Raw genomic sequence first — 22,145 nt, 5'->3', positions numbered from 1 at the left:
ATTTTATGGATTTTATATCGAAGTTATGACCTATTTTGCGAGAAATGCGCAAGATTCGTGCAATGATTGCGCTAAATTCTACAATAATCGACTTATATTGCTCTTAACAACACATTGTCGATATCCGAATCTTTTATCTATTCGACTTTTTGATCCAACAGCTGCAGCAGCATCGTTCGTTCCACATCGAAATGCCAGCGGGCGTTTCGCTCTTTCGCCGCATACATCGCTGCATCCGCGCGACCGATCAGCTCCTGGTCGTTCCTGGCATGATCCGGATAGACCGCGATGCCGATGCTCGGCGTGGTTCGGACCTCATGCCCTTCCAGCTCATACGGCTCGCTCAGCATCGTCCAGATCTCTTCCGCCATCCAGATCAGTTCCTGATCCTCGCCGGCCGGATGAATCACTACCGTAAATTCGTCCCCTCCTAAACGGGAAACCAGAACGCCTTGGGATTCAAGGGTTTGAAGACGGGTCGCGACCTTGCGAATCAGCAAATCGCCGGCACGATGGCCGTAGCGGTCATTCACTCGTTTAAAACGGTTCATATCCATATATAGCAGCCCTACGCGGGAACCTGCGCGGTCCGCCTCCTGCAGCGAGCTCGACAGCCTCGCGTTAAAGTAGCGGCGGTTATAGAGTCCCGTAAGATCGTCGCGATGCGCCAAGGTCTCGCTCTGCATCAAGCTTTGATGCAGCCGGTCAAACAAGCGGTCATTCTCGAACTGGATCAGGATCTGCCTGATCAGAATCAGGATGACGCAGAGGGATAAGCCGGTAAAAAGCCCGTTCCATCCTCCAAACCGCTGCACCATAAGGGCAAACATCCCGCCAAGCACGCTGTAGGGAAGCAGGTATCTTACGATCAGATTTCCGAACGAACGGGGCTCCCTCTCATCCAACGATTGATTTCGGGCATCGGGAGCTGACCGCCCTCCTGCCAAACCAATGATGAATACCGAAAACGTATAAAGTGGGTACAGGTATGAACGAACTTCAACACCCTTATAATCGACGAGATACATATGCAGAACATCGGCGGCAATGTACATGCTCCCGCCAAGGCATATCAGGAAGACTGCCCGTTTCCTTAACTGCCCTGTGTTAAAATACAACACCAGGGTGAAGAAAATAAGCACCGTTGCGCACAGCGGATACAGCATGTCCACCCACAGCTTTCCCCACAAGGCTTCATTCGCCAAACCGTTAAGCTCGGGCTTGATGAAATATTCCCAGCCTACCGTCATGACCGTTATGCCAACGATCACGATGTCCAGCATAAACCGAACTCCCCGAAACGAACCTTGCACGTGCCGGAACAAATAAATGAGGGAACCTGCAAACAGGATGATTTCGAATCCCCAGAATAATTGAGTCAATATTGTCCGGGAAGCGCTCTCTTTCCCCAGCCAAAAATAACAAGCATCGATGATTCGAGCCGAGGCATCCGCCATCAGCCCGGCACTTGCGATAAGCCAAAACCTTCGAAGATGCGGCTCGTAATGCCGACTGATCCGTAGTAAATAGACGGAAGCGGCAGCGGAAGCCATAATGACTAGAACACGCTGAGGCAATAAAGCATCAGGCATCCACAGAACGGTCATTATCTGAATGAATGCATATATGATGGCGAGTCGAATCCACAGATGATCTGCTGGAGTTGGACTCATAAGCATTCCTCCTCGGCCAAAAGGCAAGCTTTCTTCAATGCTTGTTTGTTAGGTCTTTTGAATTAATAGTTATAGTTCTCATGATACTTTTTACCCACCTAAAAGTAAAGAAGAGGAAATGAAAGAAAGACCGTCGATTCTACTCTATTAAACCATCGCGTACCCAAAAATTGTCGTCCTCAAGACCCACTTGACGTATAGGAATTATGTGATAATATTTCAGTCATATCTCATATGAATCGGAAAGGGTGTTTGCCTTGTCACAGAAACGATTGGATCATGTCGGCATTGTCGTCCGGGACCTTGAAGCCACGATTGCTTTTTACACAAATGTCGTAGGACTTGAACTGAAGGATCGCCTTACCCATACCAATGGCGTCATCCAGCTGGCATTCCTCGGATTTAACGGCAGCGACGAAACGGAAGTCGAGCTTATTCAGGGTTACAGCGACACGCTTCCCGCAGAAGGCACCGTCCATCATTTTGCCGTCAGCACCGATAATATCGAAGCGGAATATGCGCGCGTTCAGGGACTGGACGTACCTCATCTTGACGAGGAAATCGTAACGCTTCCGAACGGGTACCGCTATTTCTTCGTGCACGGTCCCGAAGGAGAATGGATTGAGTTCTTCCAGCGCTAACCGCTGGCGAACAGGATCCTAGTAATTGCTTTATCCCGTGAATGGTTAACGGGGTTCGTTCTTCCAACTGCACAAGCCATGTCCAATACGAAGACCTGCCTCGTTCGCATCCCCTTCCGAACTAGACAGGTCTTTGCGTTAGGACTATAATAACGGTTGTAACGTCCGAAACTTCATAAATCCCGGGGGAGCTGGAATTTGGCCGGCTGAGAGTGTATCCGATGATACTGACCCTTACACCTGATCTGGGTAATGCCAGCGTAGGAAGTCCATGTTTGCGGCAGCTATGATTTGCCGTGGTATACACTTACGCCGTCATGCGTCCTGATATCATTCGGGGCGCTTTTTTTGTGGAGTTAACGAGGTCGTCATAGAAAGAGAAGAGAATTCAAAGGAGAGAAGACACGATGAAGAAGGGAAAATGGATGGCACTGCTTCTCGCTTGCGCCCTGCTGATGGTTGCGGCGGGATGCGGTACAGGCGGAAAGAACGAAAATACAGGTACCGAAGGCGCAGACGGCCAGGCGGCCGAAAAGCTCCGCGACGTACAGCTGATGCTCGATTGGTCGGCCAACACAAACCACACCGGACTGTATGCGGCCAAGGAGCTCGGGTATTACGAGGAAGAAGGGCTTAACGTCCAGATCGTCCAGCCGGGGGCCGGCGGAACGGATACGCTGGTCGCATCCGGCAAGGTGCCGTTTGGCATCAGCTACCAGGAAGGCGTCACGCTTGCCAGAACCCAAGGCCTGCCGCTCGTCTCCATTGCGGCGATTATTCAGCATAATACATCCGGCTTTGCCGCCCCCAAGGACAAGGGGATCGTCAAGGCTGGCGATTTTGAAGGAAAATCCTACGGCGGCTGGGGCTCGCCTGTTGAGGAAGCCGTCATGAAATCCATCATGGAGATCGACGGTGCCGATGTCAGCAAAGTAAATATGGTTAACATGGGCGATGCCGATTATTTTACGGCCGTCAAACGCGATATTGATTTTGCCTGGATCTTCTATGCCTGGACCGGTATCGAAGCCGAGCTCCGGAACGAGCCGCTTGACATGATCTATGTGAAGGACTACTCCGAGCAGCTTGACTATTACACGCCGGTGATCGTAACGAACGAGAAGCTGATCCAGGAGGACCCGGAGCTTGTCAAAGCATTCATGCGGGCGACCTCAAAAGGATACGACTACGCGATTCAACATCCTGAGGATGCGGCTGCCCTGCTGACGAAGGCCGTTCCCGAGCTGGATGCCGAGCTGGTTCTTGCCAGCCAGAAATGGCTGAGTCCCCGCTATCAGGATGATGCTGCCCGCTGGGGCGAGCAGAAAGCCGAAGTATGGTCGGGGTATGCAGACTGGATGTTTGAACGCAAGCTGCTCGAGAAGGAGCTCGATGCGGACAGCGCCTTCACCAATGAATTTTTACCTGAGAAACCATAGGATGCATTTAATTTGGAAGAGAGACGGCCTGTCCGGCAGGCTGCCTCTCTTCCATTACAATATAGCTTGCATGAAAGGATGAGTTTAGATGGCAAACACCCTCTTGAGCATACAAGTGATACCCAGAACGCCGGATGGAGGCGACAGCATTCCTTATGTGGATGAAGCGATCCGGGTCATACAGGAGTCGGGCGTGAAATACGAGGTCCATGCGCTCGAAACCACCTTGGAAGGAGAGCTTTCCGAGCTGTTGAAGATCGTTGAGCGCATGCATGAGGCGCTGGTGAAAGCGGGAAGTCCCAGCGTCATATCCCAGGTCAAAATCGCGCACCATCCGGGCGGCATCAGCATGGATAAGCTGACTGAGAAATACCGTCCATGAGAAAAGGCTGGTGGAGCTCCGTTTGGCCGCCCGTTGCGGCGGTCCTTTTCTTTTTGACGGTATGGCAGGCCGCGGTATCGGTATTCGATATAGAGCCGTATATTTTGCCGGCGCCGACGGCCATCGGGCATGAAGCCGCCACCGGCGCCTCCGGCCTTTTTCAGCATACGCTAGCCACGCTGCAATTAACCCTGGTCGGATTTATGATCGGTACGGCGATCGGCCTTGTCATCTCGTTGGCCCTGCATCTGGTGCCTTTTCTCAAAACTGCCCTTTATCCGCTTCTTATTCTTAGCCAGAACGTGCCGACGATCGCTCTCGCCCCGCTCCTCATGATTTGGTTCGGCTTCGGCATGCTGCCCAAGGTTATCGTGATTACCCTGGTCTGCTTCTTCCCCGTAGCCGTTGCCGCCCTGGACGGACTGGCGCGTACCGACCGCACCATGATGAATTACATGCAGATGGCGGGAGCCACTTCATGGCAGATCTTCACCAAGCTGGAGCTGCCGCATGCGCTCCCCTCCATCTTCTCCGGGATCCGCATCGCGGCCACCTATTCGGTCATGGGTGCGGTGATCGGGGAATGGATCGGCTCAGACCGGGGCATCGGCTACTATATGATGCTGCAAAAATCCGGCTACCGCACGGACCGGGTGTTTGTTGCCATTCTGATCATCGTCCTGCTCAGCCTGCTGATGGTGCTGCTCATCACCCTGCTGGAGAAGCGCCTGATCCGCTGGAATCGAAAAAGTTAAAACCATGATGAACGGACATTTTCTAACCTATATAAAAGGAGGCTGTTTAGCGATATGACACATCAAGTATCCCTTCCGGATCATGACGGGCAGCGCCATTCATCTATCGCGGTCCCGCCAGCGCCTGCCCTTGAGGCTCGCAGCCTTCATATCACCTTCCGCGAACGGCGCAGCGAAGTGCACGTGCTGGATGGCCTTTCGCTTCAGGTGCAGCCCGGGGAATTCGTCTCCTTGATCGGTCCTTCAGGCAGCGGAAAGAGCACGCTCTTCCATATCATCGGGGGATTAACGGCTCCGGATGAAGGCTCCGTACTCATGGACGGTCAGAATGTGACCGGGGAGAAAGGCCGCATCGCCTATATGCCTCAACAGCCGGCCCTCTTCCCTTGGCGTACGGTGGAGGACAACGTGCTCCTTCCCGAGGAGCTGAGAGGCACCTCGAAAACCGCCGCCAGGGAAAATGCCCGCAGCTGGATGGAACGGGCCGGACTTGCCGGCTTCGAGAAGGCGTACCCGCATACCCTTTCAGGGGGGATGCAGCAGCGGGCCGCTTTTCTGCGCGCGCTGATGAGTCCGCAGGAAGTCATGTGCCTGGACGAACCGTTCAGTGCGCTCGACGCGCTGACACGCAGCGATATGCAGCGCTGGCTGCTCGATATCTGGGAGGATACGCGCCGTTCGGTGCTGATGATTACCCATCATATCGAGGAGGCGCTGCTGCTCTCGGACAGCATCTATATCCTGTCGGCGCGGCCCGGCACGATCCTGAAACGGGTGAAGGTCCCTTTTCCCCGTCCGCGCAGGGAAGACATCCTGAACGACCCGTCCTTTATCGCGCTAAAAACCGAAATCTCCGCCATCATGCGCGAAGAACAGCACAAGCGTTGAGCCGCATAGGCAGGATACAAATGGCTAAGCTCCTGTATCCATCATTCAAAAGCGCTTCTTGTAGGCGTGCAAGCGAGGTGATATAACGATGAAATCATTCACGCAGACGGAAACAAATCTCCCTCTGCTGGACACCCATATTCATCTGGATCGTTATGCCTTCTCCGATCAGCAAACGATCCTTGCGGATATTCGCAAAAGCGAAGTTCAGTCCATCATCTCCGTCTCCATGAACCTGGCTTCCAGCAAGCGAAACCTGGAGCTGGCCAGGGAGTACGGACCGTTGGTGCGGCCGGCTTTTGGTTATCATCCGGAGCAGCCCGTCCCTTCCCCTGCAGAAACCGAAGAGCTGCTGGATTGGATGGTTAAGCATGTCGACGACATGCTTGCCGTCGGTGAGGTCGGCCTGCCCTATTATGCCAGGCTGGAAGCCGAAACGGAGGGCCGGCCGTGGGATAACCGCCCTTATGAATGCCTGCTTGAGCAATTCATAGCATTTGCTGGACGGCATCATAAACCGGTGATACTGCACGCTGTATATGAAGATGCGGATACCGCATGTGATTTGCTCGACAAATATGGCGTCACCCGCGCCCATTTCCATTGGTTCAAGGGCTCTCGTGACACCTTGCGGCGGATGGCGGATAAAGGCTGCTATATCTCCTTCACGCCCGACATTCTTTATGAGGATGAAATTCGCGATATTGCCCGCATGTATCCCGAGCATCTTGTCATGACCGAAACCGACGGCCCTTGGCCGTTCGAAGGCCCGTTCACCGGACAGATGACCCATCCCAAGATGACGGCTTCCGCAGCGGCGGCATGGGCCGAGCTTCGCGGGCTGACCGTTTCCGAGGCTCGCAGGATTTTTTACGAGAATGCGGTTAGACTTTACGATCTATAAAAAAAAGAATTCCCGTTCCATTCAAGCCGGTTGTTTACGCAATCGGTTTGTTTTCTTTAAGGAACCGGTTATATTGGTTAATCAGTTCATCGAGCACGATCGATTGCCTGAGGACTTTAGGATGGTTAAAATCACGATACCGCTGCTTCATTTTATGAAGCTTGTTTCTTTCCTGCTCGATATCAAACCTAATGCCTTCCTTCGTTTTCATGACTTAATGTCCTCCCCTCATGTAATATTTTATGCTTTAATGTAAAATTATAGGATGTTTGATGTTAGACATCAGGGGCCTAAAATCGAAAGGGACAGGTCCCATGAAACAAAAAAACCACAATGCGAGCGCACTCGCATTGTGGTTTGGATTTCGGTTATTTCACAAATTTGTCCTGATACGCCTTCGAGATCTCCTCTGTAATCTCCTTCATCTTCGGATCGCTCTTGATCGTTTCGATCAATTTATCGTACGATTCAACCGGTTCCTTGCCGGTGATGACCATGACCCGCATATCCTCTACTTTCTTGGAAATCTCGGGATAATATTTGTTATAGGCTTCCGAATATAGCTCGCCCGAAGGATTCGGCACCTTAACCGTCTTGCGCTCCGTAACGATCTCTACGTTCCGTTCATACACCTCGTCCGGCATCCCAACCGCATTGATGGCCATATCGTCGCTGACGAGGTGAATCATATTGTTCAGATTTCCATCTCCCGTCTTATCGGTGACGGCCTGCGGCGTTGCGACCTTCTTTCCGTTCTCCAGATTGTAATGGACGCCTTCGATTCCGTAGGTCAGCATCTCGTTTCCTTCTTGGCTGTAGCCATAGTCGAAGAACTCGAGGATCTTCTTGACTTTGGCCTCCGGCACTTTCTTCGGAATGAGGTACACGCCATAGTACGGGGAGCCTGAAGGCGTATACTTCACCCCGTTAGCATTCTCCAAGTAAGCAAGCGGCATCAAATCCGCCTTGGGATCAACGTCCTTCACGGCCTTGCCGGTTACCCAGGCATGGTTCATGGACATGCCGCCAACCCCTGCCTTGGCGCTTCGCATCGTATCCATCACCTGGGAGAACTTCATGATGGCAAAGTCTTTTGGTAACAAGCCCTCGTCATAAGCCTGCTTGATCCACAGCATGGCCTCCCTTGACGCGTCCGACGTAATAATCGGAGACAGGGTATTATCCGGCTGGAGCTTCCAGCCCCCTTGCGTTTCATTAAAGATATTATAAATATACGCGAGCGCGCTCGGATTAGCGGCATACGGGATCTCATCCGCCTGTCCGTTACCATTCGGATCCTGTTCCTTGAAAGCTTTTAACACGTTATGGAACTCATCCAGCGTTTTTGGCGTTTCCAGCTGAAGGGCATCCAGCCAATCCTTGCGGATCATCGGGAACACCCCGCCCCCATAGCTTGGGTAGTAACGCGGAATCACGATGTTCTTGCCATCCACCTTGGTGATTTCCCACATTTCCTTCAACTCTTCGCGATTTAAATTCGGGTAGTCTTTGAGAAAAGGGGTCAGATCCCAGAAGACTCCCTGCTTCAGCATCTTCTGCAGCTGCGGGTTCTGCATCGTTTCCACGAAAGTAACCTCCGGAAGGTCGCCGGACGCAAGCATGACATTGATTTTCTCTTCGGCCGTGGATGGGGACAGCCACGTAATATTCAGCTTGGTATTGGTGCGTTTCTCCAGCTCTTTCCAAAGCGGATTGGTGTTGTCTATGAATTCGGTGGCATAATTCAAGGTCTGTATCGTGATGCTTGTAGGTTCACTGCTGTCTGTCCCGCCCTCGCTGCCGCTCGAGGGACTCCCGCCGGGGCTGCCGCATGCGCTAAGCAAGAGCGAACTTGCTAAGAGCAGCACCCCCGACATTTTCAAAAACGACTTGCTCGGCTTTGCATCCATTTTTTTCATCATTAGACCTCCCTGTTTATGATACCTCTTTCCTGACTGACCATGTTGGAAAAGAAAAACCGTATATCGGATCATTCCTTGACGGAGCCCACCATCGCCCCTTTGGCGAAGTGCTTCTGCAGGAATGGATACACTAACATGATTGGAACGGTAGCAATGACGACCGCTGCCATTTTCAACGTTTCCGTCGGGACGGGACGGTTCACCTGGAAGGCAAATCCCCCGCCGCTTCCCGATCCCATTGTCGTGGGATCCACCAGCATATTTTGGAGCAGCACTTGCAGCGGCCACATCTTCTGGTCATTAATAAACATCAGCGCGTTGAAGTACGTATTCCAATAGCCGACCGCGAAGAACAATCCGAAAGCCACCAGGGCCGGCAGCGACAACGGCAGAATGATTCGCCAGAACACGCCGATATCATTGGAGCCGTCGATCATCGCGGCTTCCTCCAGACTGTCCGGAATGCTGTCGAAGAATCCCTTCATGAGCAGCACATACCACGCGCTCGTCAAGCTCGGCAGGATCAGCGACCAGACGCTGTCGATGAGTCCCACATTTCGGACGACCAGATACAGCGGAACCAGCCCCGGCGTAAAGAGAAAAGTGATTAACACCATAATCATGATTGCCTTGCGAAACCGAAGCCGTTTTCGGGACACCGCGTAAGCCATCCCCCCGGTAACGAGCAGACTGAGCATCGTGCCGACCGTGGCCAGGAACACGCTTATGGAGATCGAGGTGACAAACAACCCGTTGGACAGTAAATGCTTGTAAGCATCCAGCGTCCAATCCCGCGGCCATAATATCAAGCTTCGTTGATAATACTCCACCGGATCGGTAAATGACAGAATAACGGTATAGTAAATCGGAAATATCGTTGCCAAACCGATGATCAGCAGCAGGCCGTTGTTTACGAAGCCGAAGAGCCCGGTTTTCCATCCTTTCTCATGCATGCTTTACTCCTCCTTGTCTTCGCCCGTCCTCTAGTACAGGCTTTCTTGACCGTATCGCCTCGCCAATCGGTTGGCCGAGACCACCAGGATGACGCCGACGATCGATTTGAACAACCCGATGGCCGTACTGTAGCTGAATTCTCCCTGCCTTATCCCCACCCGGTATACATAGGTATCGAACACTTCGGCTACATTGGTGACGGGCGCATTCATCATCAGATAGATCTGTTCGAATCCGGTATCCATGATCGTTCCCAGGCGGAGGATCAACAGAATCAGGATCACGTTGCGCATCGCGGGCAGGGTAATATGCCATATCCGTCTCATACGGCCTGCGCCATCCATGACGGCTGCCTCGTATAATTGCGGATCCACTCCGGCGATGGCCGCGAGGAAGATGATGGTCCCCCATCCGACCTCCTTCCAGATGGATTGTGCCGTCAGCATGCCCCAGAAATAGTTCGGATTGGAGAGAATATCGACCGTTCCCCAATCCATGGTAACGAGCCACTTATTGAACAAGCCCTCCGATTGCGAGAACATGAGGTAGGTCAGCCCATAGATCAATACCCAGGATAAAAAATGGGGAATATACACCAGCGATTGAATGGTACGCTTATAGAAGGAGCTTCGTACTTCATTCAGCATCAAGGCTAGAATGATCGGCGCCGGGAAAAAGAAAATCAAGCTCAGGAAGCTAATCGCCAGCGTATTGCGCAGCAGCATCCAGAAGTCGTCGTTGGAGAAAAACCGGGCGAAATGCTCGAAGCCTACCCAAGGGCTTCCGAACACTCCGAAGTACGGCGAGTACTCCTGGAAAGCAATGACGAGATTCGTAATCGGAATATATTTGAAAATGATAAAGAAGATAAGACCCGGCAAGGCCAGCATGTATAAATACTTGTCGCGAGCTACATCCGACCGGATCCGCCCCCACTTCGTTTTGGATTTCGCGGGAATAGGGGGGCTCCCGCTTCCTTTTGCCGTCTGAACGGTTTCTTGTGCTTTCATCGATACTCCCTCACTTTCAGCCTTGTCGTCTCGTTCAAACCTGCCGTTCGCGGAACGTATCCCTAATGTAAACGGTTGCAGAATTGCCTGCAATTCTACTTTTTTTCCGACGCGGCCCCTTCCCCTCTCCCTTCGATGCACAATACGGAAAAGTGCCTGCCTGCCAAGCGTTTCGGATCATCCATTTCCTCGAATTGCACTTTTTTTCCTTGGTGCCGGAATGCCATGCTCATCGGCATCAATAGGAAAATGTGATCTTTTCAACTAAACCCCTCTTTCGCTATGATAGTATTTAATGATTTTCCCGGCTTTCTTCGATCAGGCCTTGGATTTGTCTATGCCAACAGGGGGTTAGTGTTATGAGGCAACAGAATCCTGAATCCGGTTTCAAAGGTGTTATGTATTGGAGAAGCATCGCGCTCGCCGTGTTGATGACGTGCCTCCCCATCTCGGCCATTACGGCCGTTTACCTATATGTGGGGAACCAGCATATGATCAACCAATATCAGCAGCGGAACGAGGAAGCCCTGGTGGATGCGGCGAGGCAAGTGGACGAGCAGTTCACCCAGCTGGTCCACTACGCGCTCAATATGGTGGTGAAGCCCCATTTCAAGCCTTCCTTGTCCGATATGGACTTTGTGTCGAATATCGAGGAGACGAACGAGCTGTTTAATACGCTGAACCTGGTGGAAAATGCCGATCCCCTTGTGGATCAGGTCTATCTCTACATCAAAAAGCAAAATAAAATCATGGAGCCCGATCTCGGGCTGCGGACCTTGGATCAGGAACAGGATGCGTTAGGCTTCGGCCGGCTCATGGACGGAGATTCGGATATGTTCTGGGTACATGACCTGGAGCGGCCTTTCAATAAGGGGAGATCTTCCCATGCGCTCGTCATGCGGCTTCCCTTCAACGGTCATACGCCCTACGGGGCGATCGTCATCTACATCGATCCGTCGAAGCTGCACGTGATTCGCAACAGCGAGAATCTATCGTTCCTGCTCGACGATCAAGGCCATGTCATCGGGGAATCGGGCATGAGCCGCAGCATGCCGAAGGCGATGAGCGCGATCCAGGAACAGCTGAAGCTTCCGGAGAATGCCAATCGCACGAATCGTCTGCGGATGAAGGTTCCGGTCGATCAGGATGTGTGGCTGGTGAATACCGTTCAATTTGAAAAAATGCAGCGGAATTGGACCTATGTATCCGGCACGCCGCAGTCCACGATCATCGCTCCGACGAAGCCGTATACCCATATCATCCTGATCTGCTTTGCTTTTGCGCTCGCGGCATCCTTGGGCGCAAGCTGGTTTGCCTCCAAGAGGATGTATCGCCCTATTCGAAAAATGCTGCATATGATTGGCGGCGATCAGGCCAAACAGACATCGCGGTACAACGAGCTCGAATATATTGAACACGAGTGGAAGCAGTACCGGTTCTCGCATGACACGCTTCAAAATCAATGGAAGCGATCCTTGCCCGCGATCAGGGAGGCTTATATCAATCAATTCTTGAGCGGGCAAGCCGCCCACCTGACGGAGTCCGAGTACGTGCTTAAGCTGCAAGAGATGGAGCTTGACATCACGAATAAACAGTTCTCGGCGATCGTTCTCCAGCAGCATACCCACGGGGAGGATCGGACGCCGCTAACGGAGAACGATCAGCATCTTCTCACCTATGCCGCTTTAAACGTGATTCAAGAGCTGGCAGAGGACGTTAGCGCCTATATGCACCCCATCAATTTCTTCGACGGCTCCTTTGGCGTCATCCTGATCGTTCCGGCCTCTCCTAAAGCCGACGAACAGACACGCATGATGAGGCTTCTGTGCGATCAGATCCTGCGGGCCCTGCGCGATACGCTGCGGATGTCGGCAACCATCGTGCTGGGGGGGCCAAGCTCGACCTGGACCGATGTTCCCCATATTCTGGAACAGGCCAAGCGGGCGCTGCATTACCGATCCTTCGATGCCGGCAGCCAGCTGCTGGAAGCGGACACGGTGCTGTCCCAGAAAAACGACTGGATCGACTTTCCGCTGGAATTGGAGCAGGATTTCATACACACCCTGAACCTCGGGCTGCAGGGGGACGCGCTTCGATCCCTGAGCCGCTTCGTCACGGCGCTTCAAGCCGGGGGCGGCTCGGAGTGGCATGTCCACCATGGGCTCATGCGTTTAATCACGAGCGTTCACCGCTCCATGCTGCAGGCTGGCTTAAATCCGTACCAGGTGTACAATTTCTCCAACCTGCAGGAGCAGCTGTCCCTGCTTCGCGATCCGAAGGCCTGCGTGGACTGGTTCCAGAAAGAAATCATCGAGCCCTATCTCGATCAGCTGACGAAGAACTTCAACAGCTCCATGAAATCGCTTGTCGAAAACGTACTGGAGCAAATCGAGCAGAACGGGATGCAGGACTTGTCCCTGGATGCCATGGCCATGGAGGCCGGCGTCAGCGTATCCCAGCTGAGCAAAGCGTTTAAACAGATGACGGGCACGAATTATATGGACTACCTGACGACCGTGCGCATGAACCGCTGCAAAGAATTGCTGCTGACCACGGATCTGCGCATTCATGAAATCGCGGAGGCCGCAGGATATCAGCCTCCCTACTTCAATCGCATGTTCAAGAAGCTGGAAGGGATCACCCCAGGTCAATACCGGCAGCAGGGAATCGGCAAATGAATCGGCATGTCATCCTGATCAGTTAATCTCGTATAAAAGGAGCCCTCTGAAAAAGGGGCTGTCCCTTGGTCTGTATTTCATGACCTTTTGGGACAGCCCCGTTTCTGTGTTATGACTTACGTTCAAGCGTCGTACAATACGGCGCGCTTCCCGTGTTGTGACTTACGTTCAGGCGTTGTACATTGGGCCACGCTTTCTGTGTTGTGACTTACGTTCAGGCGTCGCCCTATTACGGCACACTTCCTGTGGTGTGACTTACGTTCAGGCATTGTACATTGCGGCCACGCTTCCCGTTGTGACTTACGCTCAGGCGTTGTACATTGCGGCACGCTTAGCGCCGACCAGCCATACAAGCATGCACCGGGCCACGCACCGTCGGCACAGGGAGCAGTGCGCAGGATGCACAAAATAGCTGCACATTAGCGGACTCAGCGGACCTTATTTTGATCAAAAGCGCCATTTTTCGAATATTGGCGGACATGAGGTCCGCTATTCTCCGAATTAGGCTCTCATTTTTCGGATTATACGCTGCTTAACGGATCATGTGTCCGATAGATTGAGCAAAAACGAGCCCATAGCGAAAATAACGGATCTGAGGTCCGATACTGCCATGCCGGATGTGAGGTCCGATAGATACTGCTGCTGCCGTCCGTAACTCGTTCCGGCTTGCGGCTTCTGAAGCTACGGCAAACTTTCGGAGCACTGCCTCTCCCACTCCTCCGATCCCACGCCCAGCCAGGCTTGGCTTTATCGGCCAAGTGTAGTTCCTATAGCTGGAGCCGTACAAGCATGCCCCGGACCACGCATCGTCGGCACAGGGAACAGTGCGTACGATGCACAAAATAGCTGCACATTAGCGGACTCAGCGGACCTTATTTTGATCAAAAGCGCCATTTCTCGAATGCTGGCGGACATGAGGTCCGTTATTCTCCAAATTAGGCTCTCATTTTTCGGATTATACGCTGCTTAACGGATCATGTGTCCGATAGATTGAGCAAAAACGAGCCCATAGCGAAAATAACGGATCTGAGGTCCGATACTGCCATGCCGGATGTGAGGTCCGATAGATACTGCTGCTGCCGTCCGTAACTCGTTCCGGCTTGCAGCTTCTGAAGCTAAGGCAAACTTTCAGAGCACTGCGTCTCCCACTCCTCCGATCCCACGCCCAGCCAGGCTTGGCTTTCGCCGCCAAGCGTAGTTCCTATAGCCGGAGCCACACAGCATGCACCGGGCCACGCACCGTGCGCACAGGGAGCAGTGCGCGCGCGATGTACAGCGTGGCCCTCCGGAGTTTCGACGAGAGCAGCCGTACCAGCCCTCCCTATTGATTTACGAGAGCCACACCCACTCTCTCTACTCATCTCTAACGCCCCATAAACCCCTTCCCCTTCAGGAAGTCCTTCATGTGCAGCCTGACCGGCTCCGCCAGTCGCTTGGCCATAAGCTCCGACCAGGGAGCGCTGTTCTTGCCATGGGTGCGTTTGGACAAATAATCGGAAGAGATTCGGTCGTAGCTCTTTACTTCTTCCAGGGCCGCCGGATCGTAGCTGTCACGGTGCAGGACAGCCTCCACCGGAAGCCGGGGACGCAGCCCCGGCTCCTGATCCGGGTAGCCGAGGCACATGCCGAATACCGGATAGACCAAATCCGGGAGCTCCAATGCCTCGGAGAACTCCGCAATGGAGTTGCGGACTCCGCCGATATACACAATGCCAAGACCAAGCGATTCCGCCGCGATCGCGGCATTCTGCGCAGCCAAAGCGGCATCCACCGTGGCCACGATGAAATTCTCGGTCGAATCTTCGTACGTCTCTTGATCCGCAACATGCGCCTCTGCGCTTTTTTTCAAACGATACAGGTCTGCGCACCATACCAGAAATACCGGGCATTCCACGATATACGCCTGATTGCCCGCCAAAGCGGCCAACCGCTGCTTCTTCTCTTGCGAGGTAACCGCAATCACGCTGTATGCCTGGACGTTGCTTGAGGTTGATGCCATCTGGCCTGCTGCCACGACAGCCCTTAGCTGTTCCTCGGACACGGGCCGATCCGAATATTTACGTATCGATCGATGGTTCATCAGCAATGAAATCGTGTCATTCATCGGGTATCCACTCCTTAAGCTCTTCAGAATCGCTCCATTTATTATGTAACTTCGGCTTGGGCAGTGCAAGCTTGGTTGCCTGCGACCGCAGCGCAAAAAAGCCGGCATGCTGTCGATCGCCTTCAGCAGCCGGCTCTTATTTCAGCCAAAGTTCGCGGCTAGGGAATATGGCAGGAAATCTGTCGTTAAGACACGATATCGTAGCCCTGCTCTTCAATCGCTTCCTTCAATGCGTCAAGGCTGACTTTGGTTTCGTCGTATTCGACGGCCACCGTATTGGATGCAAGATCGACTTTGCCAGAAGCTCCCGCACTCTTCAGCGCGCCTTCCACCGAGTTCACGCAATGGTTGCAGGACATGCCTTCCACCGTCAATGTCACTTGTTTCATGCTGTCGCCCTCCTATCGTAAAATGTCGTACAGTATCACTTTACTATACCCCCCGTAGGTATGTAAAGTTGGCAAATTTGCTCCTTTCTGCAACAGAAACACGAAAAAAGTAGGAAGATTTATCCTTTTTTTCTGTTATAATGTACATGAAACATAAGATTTATACAGGATGGGACAAGCTTTTTAAGCCCCTCCGAAATTTTTCCATAAATTTTGATTATTGTTGAAGGAATTACCAATTCGCTGTCGAACTATCTTATTACAGAGATAATGAACTATGAAAGTAGGAACTCTATCATGGTATTTGACGGCATTATACTAGGGTTAATTGTCGGACTGATACGCGGCGGTTTCCGTCACGGACTGCAGCAATTCAGCAAGATTCGCCTGAAGGGCGGCCTCATCTTCCCAATTCTCCTGATCGTACAGCTGCTCATATTCCGTTTTCAAGCGAATTCCGACTGGCTGGCATCCGCAAGCAGCTACGTGTTTATGTTCATCTACGTCGCCGGCATGATCTTCCTTTGGATGAACCGGGACCAGAAGGGCTTTGGCAGCATTTTGGCCGGCGTCTTTCTCAATTTCCTCGTCATGGCGGTTAACGGCGGCAGAATGCCCGTATCGATGAGCGCCGCTTCCGTTCTGGATCCTTATTACGTGGACATGCTGAGCAACAGCACCGTCATCACCAAGCATTATCTGATGGACGCCTCTACCCGCCTGCCGTTTCTGGGTGACATTATACCGTTATCCCCGCCGTACCCAAGAACACAGGTGATCAGTATCGGAGATATCATCATGAACGTCGGCATCTTTCTCTACATTTTCAACCTGATGACCGTGGGGAAGAATACCGCCAACGTGCAAGCATTGGGACCGAAATCCGATACCAATGAACGTGTGGAACCACAAAATTGATCATACATCATACCACCTGGAAAGGAGGGAGAACTGTGAAGAAAACTGATAAAATCAAGTATTCCCGCATCGTATTGAATGCCATCATCGTTGCTTCTGTTGTTGTCGCTCTGACTTCCGGTTACAGATTCGGATAATCGACTTCCATAAGAAACAGGCTGGAAAATTCAGCCTGTTTTTTTACATCTTTTTCGTTGTTTTGCATCGCAATATACCTTAAAATGTGGAGAATACACCATTGATTTTATTGAGGAGAAATCATTTATGTCCATATTTAAGCGTCCTAGGTTCTCTCAAGGCTTTGCGGGACAGCTGTATTTTGTTTTTCTTTCTCTTCTGGGCTGTTCCACCTTCCTGCTGGTGCATCAAGGGGAAATCTTTCATTATACTCCTTCCCAGTGGGTATGGGTCTATGCGATGTTAGGCGCCGCCCTCATCTTAAATTACTTCACCTTCCAGCTGCCGCCAGAGGGTAATTTACAGTCCATGGATTCCTCTGTTTACCTGGCGTGCATCTTTATCTATGGAGCACCGTTTGCGCTGTCCGTCATCCTGTTTGTCTCCCTTGCCATGGCGCTTTACGACAGAAAAATCCCCTTCTGGAAGCATTTTGTTAATTTCTCCGTGTATACCGTGATGATTGTCGGGTCCTCCTTCATTTTCAAAATGGCGGGCGGACAAGCAGGCCCTATTCACAATGATCAATTTGGTGCGTATGTTGCAGCGTTGGTTGTTTATTTTGTTATCAACGTATTCCTTGTCGGCTTCTACTATTACCTGTTATACAAGGGATCGTTATATGATATTTTGAAAACCTTCATGAAAGATACACTGCTTGTTTACCTCAGCACGCTCATTCTTTCGCTGGTTCTCTCCATACTCATCGTACATAACGGCGTTTTCGGGCTGACCCTGTTTATAGGTCTCAGCGTGATGCTGTCCTATTCCTTCAAGCAGCTCTTCACGATGTATAAACAGGTACAAGAGAAAGCCATCAAGGATCAACGAACCGGATTATACAACCACAGCTATTTCGAAAATTTGCTGGAAGACGAAATCAAGAAGGCCAAAACCAATGAAACGCCGTTGTCGCTGGCCATGATCGATATCGATGATTTCAAAAAATATAATGATCAATTCGGACACCTAAAAGGCGACATGCTGCTCGGATTTCTCGGCAATTACCTCAAGGTGGAATCCGAAACGGCCGAGGTGGTGGCCTCCCGCTTCGGCGGCGAGGAATTCACGATCCTGATGCCGGGTTATGATGACCATAAGGCACGTTCCTTCATTAACAGGCTCCGCAAAAAGCTGAACGATACCTATTTTGACGGCGTGGAGATTTTTCCGTCCGGCTGTCTCTCCTTCTCTGCCGGCGTTGCCTCGTACCGGATTGATATTCATGACAAGTCGCAGCTTGTCGAGCTTGCCGACCAAGCGCTGTATTATGCCAAGAAGCAGGGCAAAAACAACGTGCATGTATATGGAAGCGGCGCCGAAAAGGAATCCGAGATCGACTTTGCGGAGGACGTCCGAGACATCGAGCAGCAGCTGAAGCTGTTCCTGTATAAAGACGTGGATACGTTCAAGCACTCCAAACGGGTCTTCCGCTACGCCATGGACATCAGCGAAGTGCTTGGGCTTGACAGCGTGGAGCGGCGCAATTTTGTGCTCGGGGCACTCATTCACGATATCGGCAAGCTGGAGATTCCTTGGGGAATCTTGAACAAACGGGACAAGCTGACAGCCGGCGAATGGGAAACCGTCAAACGGCATGTCAGCTGGGGCAAGCGCATCGCGGAAACGAACGAGAAGTTCAAGGAACTGGTTCCTTACATCGAACTGCATCATGAACGGTATGACGGCGGCGGCTATCCTCACGGCTTCAAAGGCAGCCAAATCCCCAAGCTGTGCCGGATGCTGACCATTATCGATTCCTTCGACGCGATGACAACCGAACGCCCTTACCAGAAAACGAAAACCTTCGAGGAAGGGATTGAAGAGCTGCTCCGCTGCTCGGGCACGCAGTTCGATCCGGAGCTCGTTGAGCTGTTTATCCGTTATTTAAGGCTCAAAGCCGAAGCGCAGCAACAGCCTGCAGCCGGCCTGGAGACCTCTTAAAGACCACCTCCCCTCTGCCTTTCTCATCTTTTGGGATGTTTGATACTTCCTCAAATAAGGTATAAAGGTAGTATCACAACGTTAAATGAGGTGAGATCGGTGGCTGATAAGAAAAAGGATCTTCCGCTTCACAATGGTCCCGGCAACATGGATCACCCTGAACAATATCCGACGGAACAAGAAAGCCTGTTCGACAAATTCGAGAGCGAGCAGCATGTGGACCCGATTCCGATGGAAGACGCCAGGCTGGAGCGCCAGGAAGAAAAGCAGCGGGATGGCACGTCGAAGAAGCGTTCATCCAGCGACGATAAGTATCACAGCGGCTTTTAAAAATGGGATTGGCCTTATCACTGCAGCGTAACTTGAACTTATGGGCTCCGTTTTGGCGGAGCCTTTTGATTTCCCCGTTTTTTCTTTAATATAGAAGGGTATGTATTCTGATCTAAACCCTAGAGATTATATAAAGAGTGGAGTGGACCCTTTGTTTTCCATATGGACTTTAAACCGTGTGCAGCGAAGGATGCTGCTGGTACTGATAGCGACGGTTCTGGTGTTGTCATGTCTGCTGGTGCTGACCGGTCTTCATGAACGTTCACCCAGCATAAGCAGCGTGATCGAAGAACGGTATATCCAAAGTGCGGCCATGATCAGCCACCCCGGTGGAGACCTGGAAGAGCATGCCTCCAGCGTCATGCCCGGTGTGCCGCTTATGATTGCCGGACTTTCCGCCATATTCGGAAGCATGGAGGCTGCCCTGATCGGCTATCAGCTGCTCCAATGCTTGTTTCATGCATTTTCCGTCTACTTGGTGTTTGTGCTGTCCCGCTACATGTTCAATACGAGGATCGCTTTTCTCTCTTGCATGATCTATGCGCTATTCTGGCCGGCTTATGGCGCCGTCCGCCTGATCCTGCCGGATACGACCATGCAAACTTTGATGCTTCTTCTTGTCTGCGCCGTCATCGGAGCGCTTGAATTGAAGCAGGCGGGATGGTACGCGGCTGCCGGCGCGCTTACGGCGCTTATGGCCTGCTACAACCTTCAGGCGCTGCTGTATCCTGTATTGTTCATTGCCTTCTGGATCAAATACCGCAGTCCGGTCAAGATCGTAACCGGGGGGATCCTTCTCATTAGCGCGGGATACCTGCTCATCTTGTCTCCATGGTGGCTGAACATCCCTCTGTTCAATAAATTGAGGTATATGTCCGGTCCGTGGAATCTCGCCGCGCTGTGGCTGGAATCCAGATACATCGAGGGCAATCCATTGGTTCATCTGTTCCGAAGCATATTTGCGGGCCGCACCTCCAAATATGCGGCTGCCATCGGAAACGAGGAAGCAAGAAAAATCGTGCAATCCGCATTGGATGCAGTCCGTCTGGTCATGCTGTTTGCCGGGGTCGCCGGCATCATCTGGTCCGTCTGGAAATACCGTCTGAAGCGGCAGCTGCCGGTGCTGCTGACGCTGCTGTATTTCATTGCCGCTGAATGGCTCGTTCCGAGCCTGGACGGCACCGGATTTCCCTATGCGGTCTTCCTGCTGCTCTACGCGGCATTTCTCGCGGACAAAGCGATCATTTACGCGCATAAGACTCGCCTGCTTCGCAAATAAGCATCGCTCCCGAAGCCGGTCCGATCACGGTGGCCGCCTGCGCCTGAAAGCACTTTGATGTTGTGCTTTCAGGCGTTTTTTTCATATTTTTGTAGAACCTTTCAGGTTGGTAAAACGTCTATATTAGTATCGAAGCTTCCATACATTCATGCCAGGAGGAATGACTGCATGAAATTAAACCGTAAATTCATCGCCATCCTTAGCATCGCCATAGCAAGCGTCCTGACGATAAGCACCATCCTGTACTTTACCGATGCTTCCGATCGCTCAGGCGGGAAGCACCGCATGAACGACAGCCTGAACGGTCAGGCGCTGATTCAAGTCGGCGCCACCTACATCACGCGTACACATTTAACCGCCTACAAGGATAACCTCACAAAGAGTGACACCCCCCTACCTGATGACTCCGCGCTCCTTAAAGACATGGCAGCAAAGGAATTGATGCTTCAGCTGGCTGATGAAGAGGGCGTTGCGGCAAGCCTGGAGGATGGGGCTCAGAGGGCAAGGCAGCTTCGGGAAGCGCTCGAGAGCCAGCCGCGACAAGTGCAAGAGCAGCACATGCGCATGCTGGATGCGATGGGCATCAGCGAAGATCAGTACTGGGAAGACTACTCCCCGCCGGAATATCGGGACATGCTATCGATCGAACGATTCATGAATAAACTGACGACGGAAATGAAGACAAACCAGCCTGACGTCATAACCAGCACGAAGCAGCTGAAGGAAGATCTGCTGAAAAAGGCTGTCGATGAGCAGAGAATCGTCGTATTGGATCCGGATATTCAATGGAGATAACGCCACATTGGTATATAATGGAGTAAAAGTCCATATGTGATCATGGGAGGATATTATGAAAAAACGCTTCTCTTCTGTTCCTGCTTTTGCACTCGGCGCGATCGTCGGCGTGGCGCTGACAGCCGGTACGGCCGTTGGTGCCGCCGTTTATCTGAAGGCATTTCCATCCCAATCCAAAATTGTGGTCAACGGATCGGAAGCCCGGCTGTCGGATTCTCCGGTAGTCATACAGAACAAGCTGTATGTCCCCGTGCGGGACTTCTCGGAAGCGCTTGGATATCGGGTCGGCTCTGTCGGTCCCGAGGGAATCGGAATTATTCCCCAATCCTCGAATGGAGAGGCGATCCCGGTCGGCCCGACTGCGCCTTCCGAGTCCGAAGGAGCGCCTGCTCACGAGCGTCATTTGGTGAAAAACCTCGGCAAGCTGATCGAAGTCAACGGCGAATTGAATATGCAAAAGATTTATATCGTTATCGCTGCCGGTGAAGCGAGGCTGTATTCGCAAGATGAAACCACCGGCAACGGGCTGCTGCATTATTTGATTCTAGACGGCGATTCTTCCCTTTACGACCCGTTTGTACAGATGGACGGACAAGCCGGAGAGCTGGATTACAACCTGCCGAATTTCGAAGGTCAGACTCCGCTTCATCTGGCGGTCATCCACAAGAATGACTTCTATATCGACAAGCTGCTGAACCAGCACAAGGCAGATGCCTCCCTTCAAGACGCTTCCGGAAAGACGGCGCTGGACTATGCCGAAAAAGACAGCAAGCAGTATAAATTGCTTACGGCCTACATCAACAATAAGTGATGTCCGAATGCTGCAGAGGCGCGTGAGCCCCACCGTTTACGGCACCCTGCAGCCCTTCATATGCTATCGGAAGCCCGCTCATTTGGCGGGCTTTTGCTTTTGCTTTTGCGATTTACGGGTTAAAGCCCCGTGTCATTTTTTCACAGCCTAGC

21 protein-coding genes and 1 riboswitch are annotated in these 22,145 nt (G+C 52.1%); of the genes, 13 read left to right on the top strand and 8 right to left on the bottom strand.

Annotated elements, in window-relative coordinates; translation table 11 throughout:
• Positions 1-137 precede the first annotated feature (137 nt).
• Positions 138-1,673, bottom strand: coding sequence for a diguanylate cyclase domain-containing protein (locus M1D70_RS03070; RefSeq protein WP_456289101.1), 1,536 nt, complete (start codon positions 1,671-1,673; stop codon positions 138-140).
• Positions 1,674-1,930: 257 nt separating this feature from the next.
• Between M1D70_RS03070 and M1D70_RS03065 the strand changes: the two genes are divergently transcribed.
• The 6 genes from M1D70_RS03065 to M1D70_RS03040 all read left to right on the top strand — a co-directional run bounded on the left by M1D70_RS03065 (position 1,931) and on the right by M1D70_RS03040 (position 6,682).
• Positions 1,931-2,314, top strand: coding sequence for a VOC family protein (locus tag M1D70_RS03065; protein ID WP_036673180.1), 384 nt, complete (start codon positions 1,931-1,933; stop codon positions 2,312-2,314).
• Between the two features lie 174 nt (positions 2,315-2,488).
• Positions 2,489-2,598: riboswitch (TPP riboswitch) on the top strand.
• A 123-nt stretch (positions 2,599-2,721) separates the two neighbouring features.
• The gene (locus M1D70_RS03060) at positions 2,722-3,753 is read left to right on the top strand and encodes an ABC transporter substrate-binding protein (protein ID WP_456289100.1); all 1,032 of its coding nucleotides are present in this window, start codon (positions 2,722-2,724) and stop codon (positions 3,751-3,753) included.
• 88 nt (positions 3,754-3,841) lie between these two features.
• Complete coding sequence (locus tag M1D70_RS03055) at positions 3,842-4,135, top strand: MTH1187 family thiamine-binding protein (protein ID WP_009594139.1); 294 nt, start codon at positions 3,842-3,844, stop codon at positions 4,133-4,135.
• On the top strand, positions 4,132-4,890 hold the full coding sequence (locus M1D70_RS03050; protein WP_009594146.1) for an ABC transporter permease: 759 nt from the start codon (positions 4,132-4,134) through the stop codon (positions 4,888-4,890). The genes M1D70_RS03055 and M1D70_RS03050 overlap by 4 nt, the downstream gene beginning before the upstream one ends.
• 54 nt (positions 4,891-4,944) lie before the next feature.
• Positions 4,945-5,778, top strand: a complete 834-nt coding sequence (locus M1D70_RS03045) for an ABC transporter ATP-binding protein (protein ID WP_456289099.1) — start codon at positions 4,945-4,947, stop codon at positions 5,776-5,778.
• Between the two features lie 88 nt (positions 5,779-5,866).
• A complete protein-coding gene (locus M1D70_RS03040; RefSeq protein ID WP_456289098.1) occupies positions 5,867-6,682 on the top strand; it encodes a TatD family hydrolase in 816 nt (271 codons plus the stop codon).
• A gap of 34 nt (positions 6,683-6,716) precedes the next feature.
• Here the strand turns inward: M1D70_RS03040 and M1D70_RS03035 are convergent, their stop codons facing one another.
• The 5 genes from M1D70_RS03035 to M1D70_RS03015 form a co-directional block, all read right to left on the bottom strand.
• The gene (locus tag M1D70_RS03035) at positions 6,717-6,893 is read right to left on the bottom strand and encodes an aspartyl-phosphate phosphatase Spo0E family protein (protein ID WP_009594144.1); all 177 of its coding nucleotides are present in this window, start codon (positions 6,891-6,893) and stop codon (positions 6,717-6,719) included.
• A 157-nt stretch (positions 6,894-7,050) separates the two neighbouring features.
• Entirely contained in the window at positions 7,051-8,601 is a 1,551-nt protein-coding gene (locus M1D70_RS03030) for an extracellular solute-binding protein (RefSeq protein ID WP_456289097.1), read from the bottom strand.
• 71 nt (positions 8,602-8,672) lie between these two features.
• Positions 8,673-9,557, bottom strand: a complete 885-nt coding sequence (locus M1D70_RS03025) for a carbohydrate ABC transporter permease (RefSeq protein ID WP_009594160.1) — start codon at positions 9,555-9,557, stop codon at positions 8,673-8,675.
• Between the two features lie 30 nt (positions 9,558-9,587).
• Entirely contained in the window at positions 9,588-10,568 is a 981-nt protein-coding gene (locus M1D70_RS03020) for an ABC transporter permease (RefSeq protein WP_009594169.1), read from the bottom strand.
• A 95-nt stretch (positions 10,569-10,663) separates the two neighbouring features.
• The gene (locus tag M1D70_RS03015) at positions 10,664-10,801 is read right to left on the bottom strand and encodes a hypothetical protein (RefSeq protein WP_456289096.1); all 138 of its coding nucleotides are present in this window, start codon (positions 10,799-10,801) and stop codon (positions 10,664-10,666) included.
• Between the two features lie 126 nt (positions 10,802-10,927).
• Between M1D70_RS03015 and M1D70_RS03010 the strand changes: the two genes are divergently transcribed.
• Positions 10,928-13,246 carry a helix-turn-helix domain-containing protein gene (locus M1D70_RS03010; protein WP_009594172.1) on the top strand — a complete coding sequence of 773 codons (2,319 nt, stop codon included), beginning with the start codon at positions 10,928-10,930 and terminating at the stop codon, positions 13,244-13,246.
• A gap of 1,363 nt (positions 13,247-14,609) precedes the next feature.
• Here M1D70_RS03010 and nfsA read toward each other — a convergent pair.
• Both nfsA and M1D70_RS03000 read right to left on the bottom strand, forming a co-directional pair.
• Positions 14,610-15,350, bottom strand: a complete 741-nt coding sequence (nfsA, locus tag M1D70_RS03005; RefSeq protein ID WP_456289095.1) for an oxygen-insensitive NADPH nitroreductase — start codon at positions 15,348-15,350, stop codon at positions 14,610-14,612.
• Positions 15,351-15,535: 185 nt separating this feature from the next.
• Complete coding sequence (locus M1D70_RS03000; RefSeq protein ID WP_009594149.1) at positions 15,536-15,739, bottom strand: cation transporter; 204 nt, start codon at positions 15,737-15,739, stop codon at positions 15,536-15,538.
• A gap of 297 nt (positions 15,740-16,036) precedes the next feature.
• Between M1D70_RS03000 and M1D70_RS02995 the strand changes: the two genes are divergently transcribed.
• The 6 genes from M1D70_RS02995 to M1D70_RS02970 all read left to right on the top strand — a co-directional run bounded on the left by M1D70_RS02995 (position 16,037) and on the right by M1D70_RS02970 (position 21,993).
• Positions 16,037-16,657: a DUF5317 domain-containing protein gene (locus M1D70_RS02995; protein WP_009594161.1), complete on the top strand. Its 621-nt coding sequence runs from the start codon at positions 16,037-16,039 to the stop codon at positions 16,655-16,657.
• A 264-nt stretch (positions 16,658-16,921) separates the two neighbouring features.
• Positions 16,922-18,778, top strand: a complete 1,857-nt coding sequence (locus tag M1D70_RS02990) for a bifunctional diguanylate cyclase/phosphohydrolase (RefSeq protein ID WP_009594141.1) — start codon at positions 16,922-16,924, stop codon at positions 18,776-18,778.
• 99 nt (positions 18,779-18,877) lie between these two features.
• The gene (locus M1D70_RS02985) at positions 18,878-19,108 is read left to right on the top strand and encodes a hypothetical protein (RefSeq protein WP_009594140.1); all 231 of its coding nucleotides are present in this window, start codon (positions 18,878-18,880) and stop codon (positions 19,106-19,108) included.
• Between the two features lie 178 nt (positions 19,109-19,286).
• Positions 19,287-20,387 (top strand): ArnT family glycosyltransferase, encoded by a 1,101-nt coding sequence (locus M1D70_RS02980; RefSeq protein WP_341283222.1) that lies wholly within the window; start codon positions 19,287-19,289, stop codon positions 20,385-20,387.
• 168 nt (positions 20,388-20,555) lie between these two features.
• Positions 20,556-21,182, top strand: coding sequence for a hypothetical protein (locus M1D70_RS02975; RefSeq protein WP_456289094.1), 627 nt, complete (start codon positions 20,556-20,558; stop codon positions 21,180-21,182).
• 55 nt (positions 21,183-21,237) lie between these two features.
• A complete protein-coding gene (locus M1D70_RS02970; protein WP_456289093.1) occupies positions 21,238-21,993 on the top strand; it encodes a stalk domain-containing protein in 756 nt (251 codons plus the stop codon).
• Positions 21,994-22,145: the final 152 nt, after the last annotated feature.

The sequence above is a fragment of the Paenibacillus sp. AK002 genome, from assembly GCF_053903045.1.
This window is presented reverse-complemented; position numbering and strand designations above follow the sequence as displayed.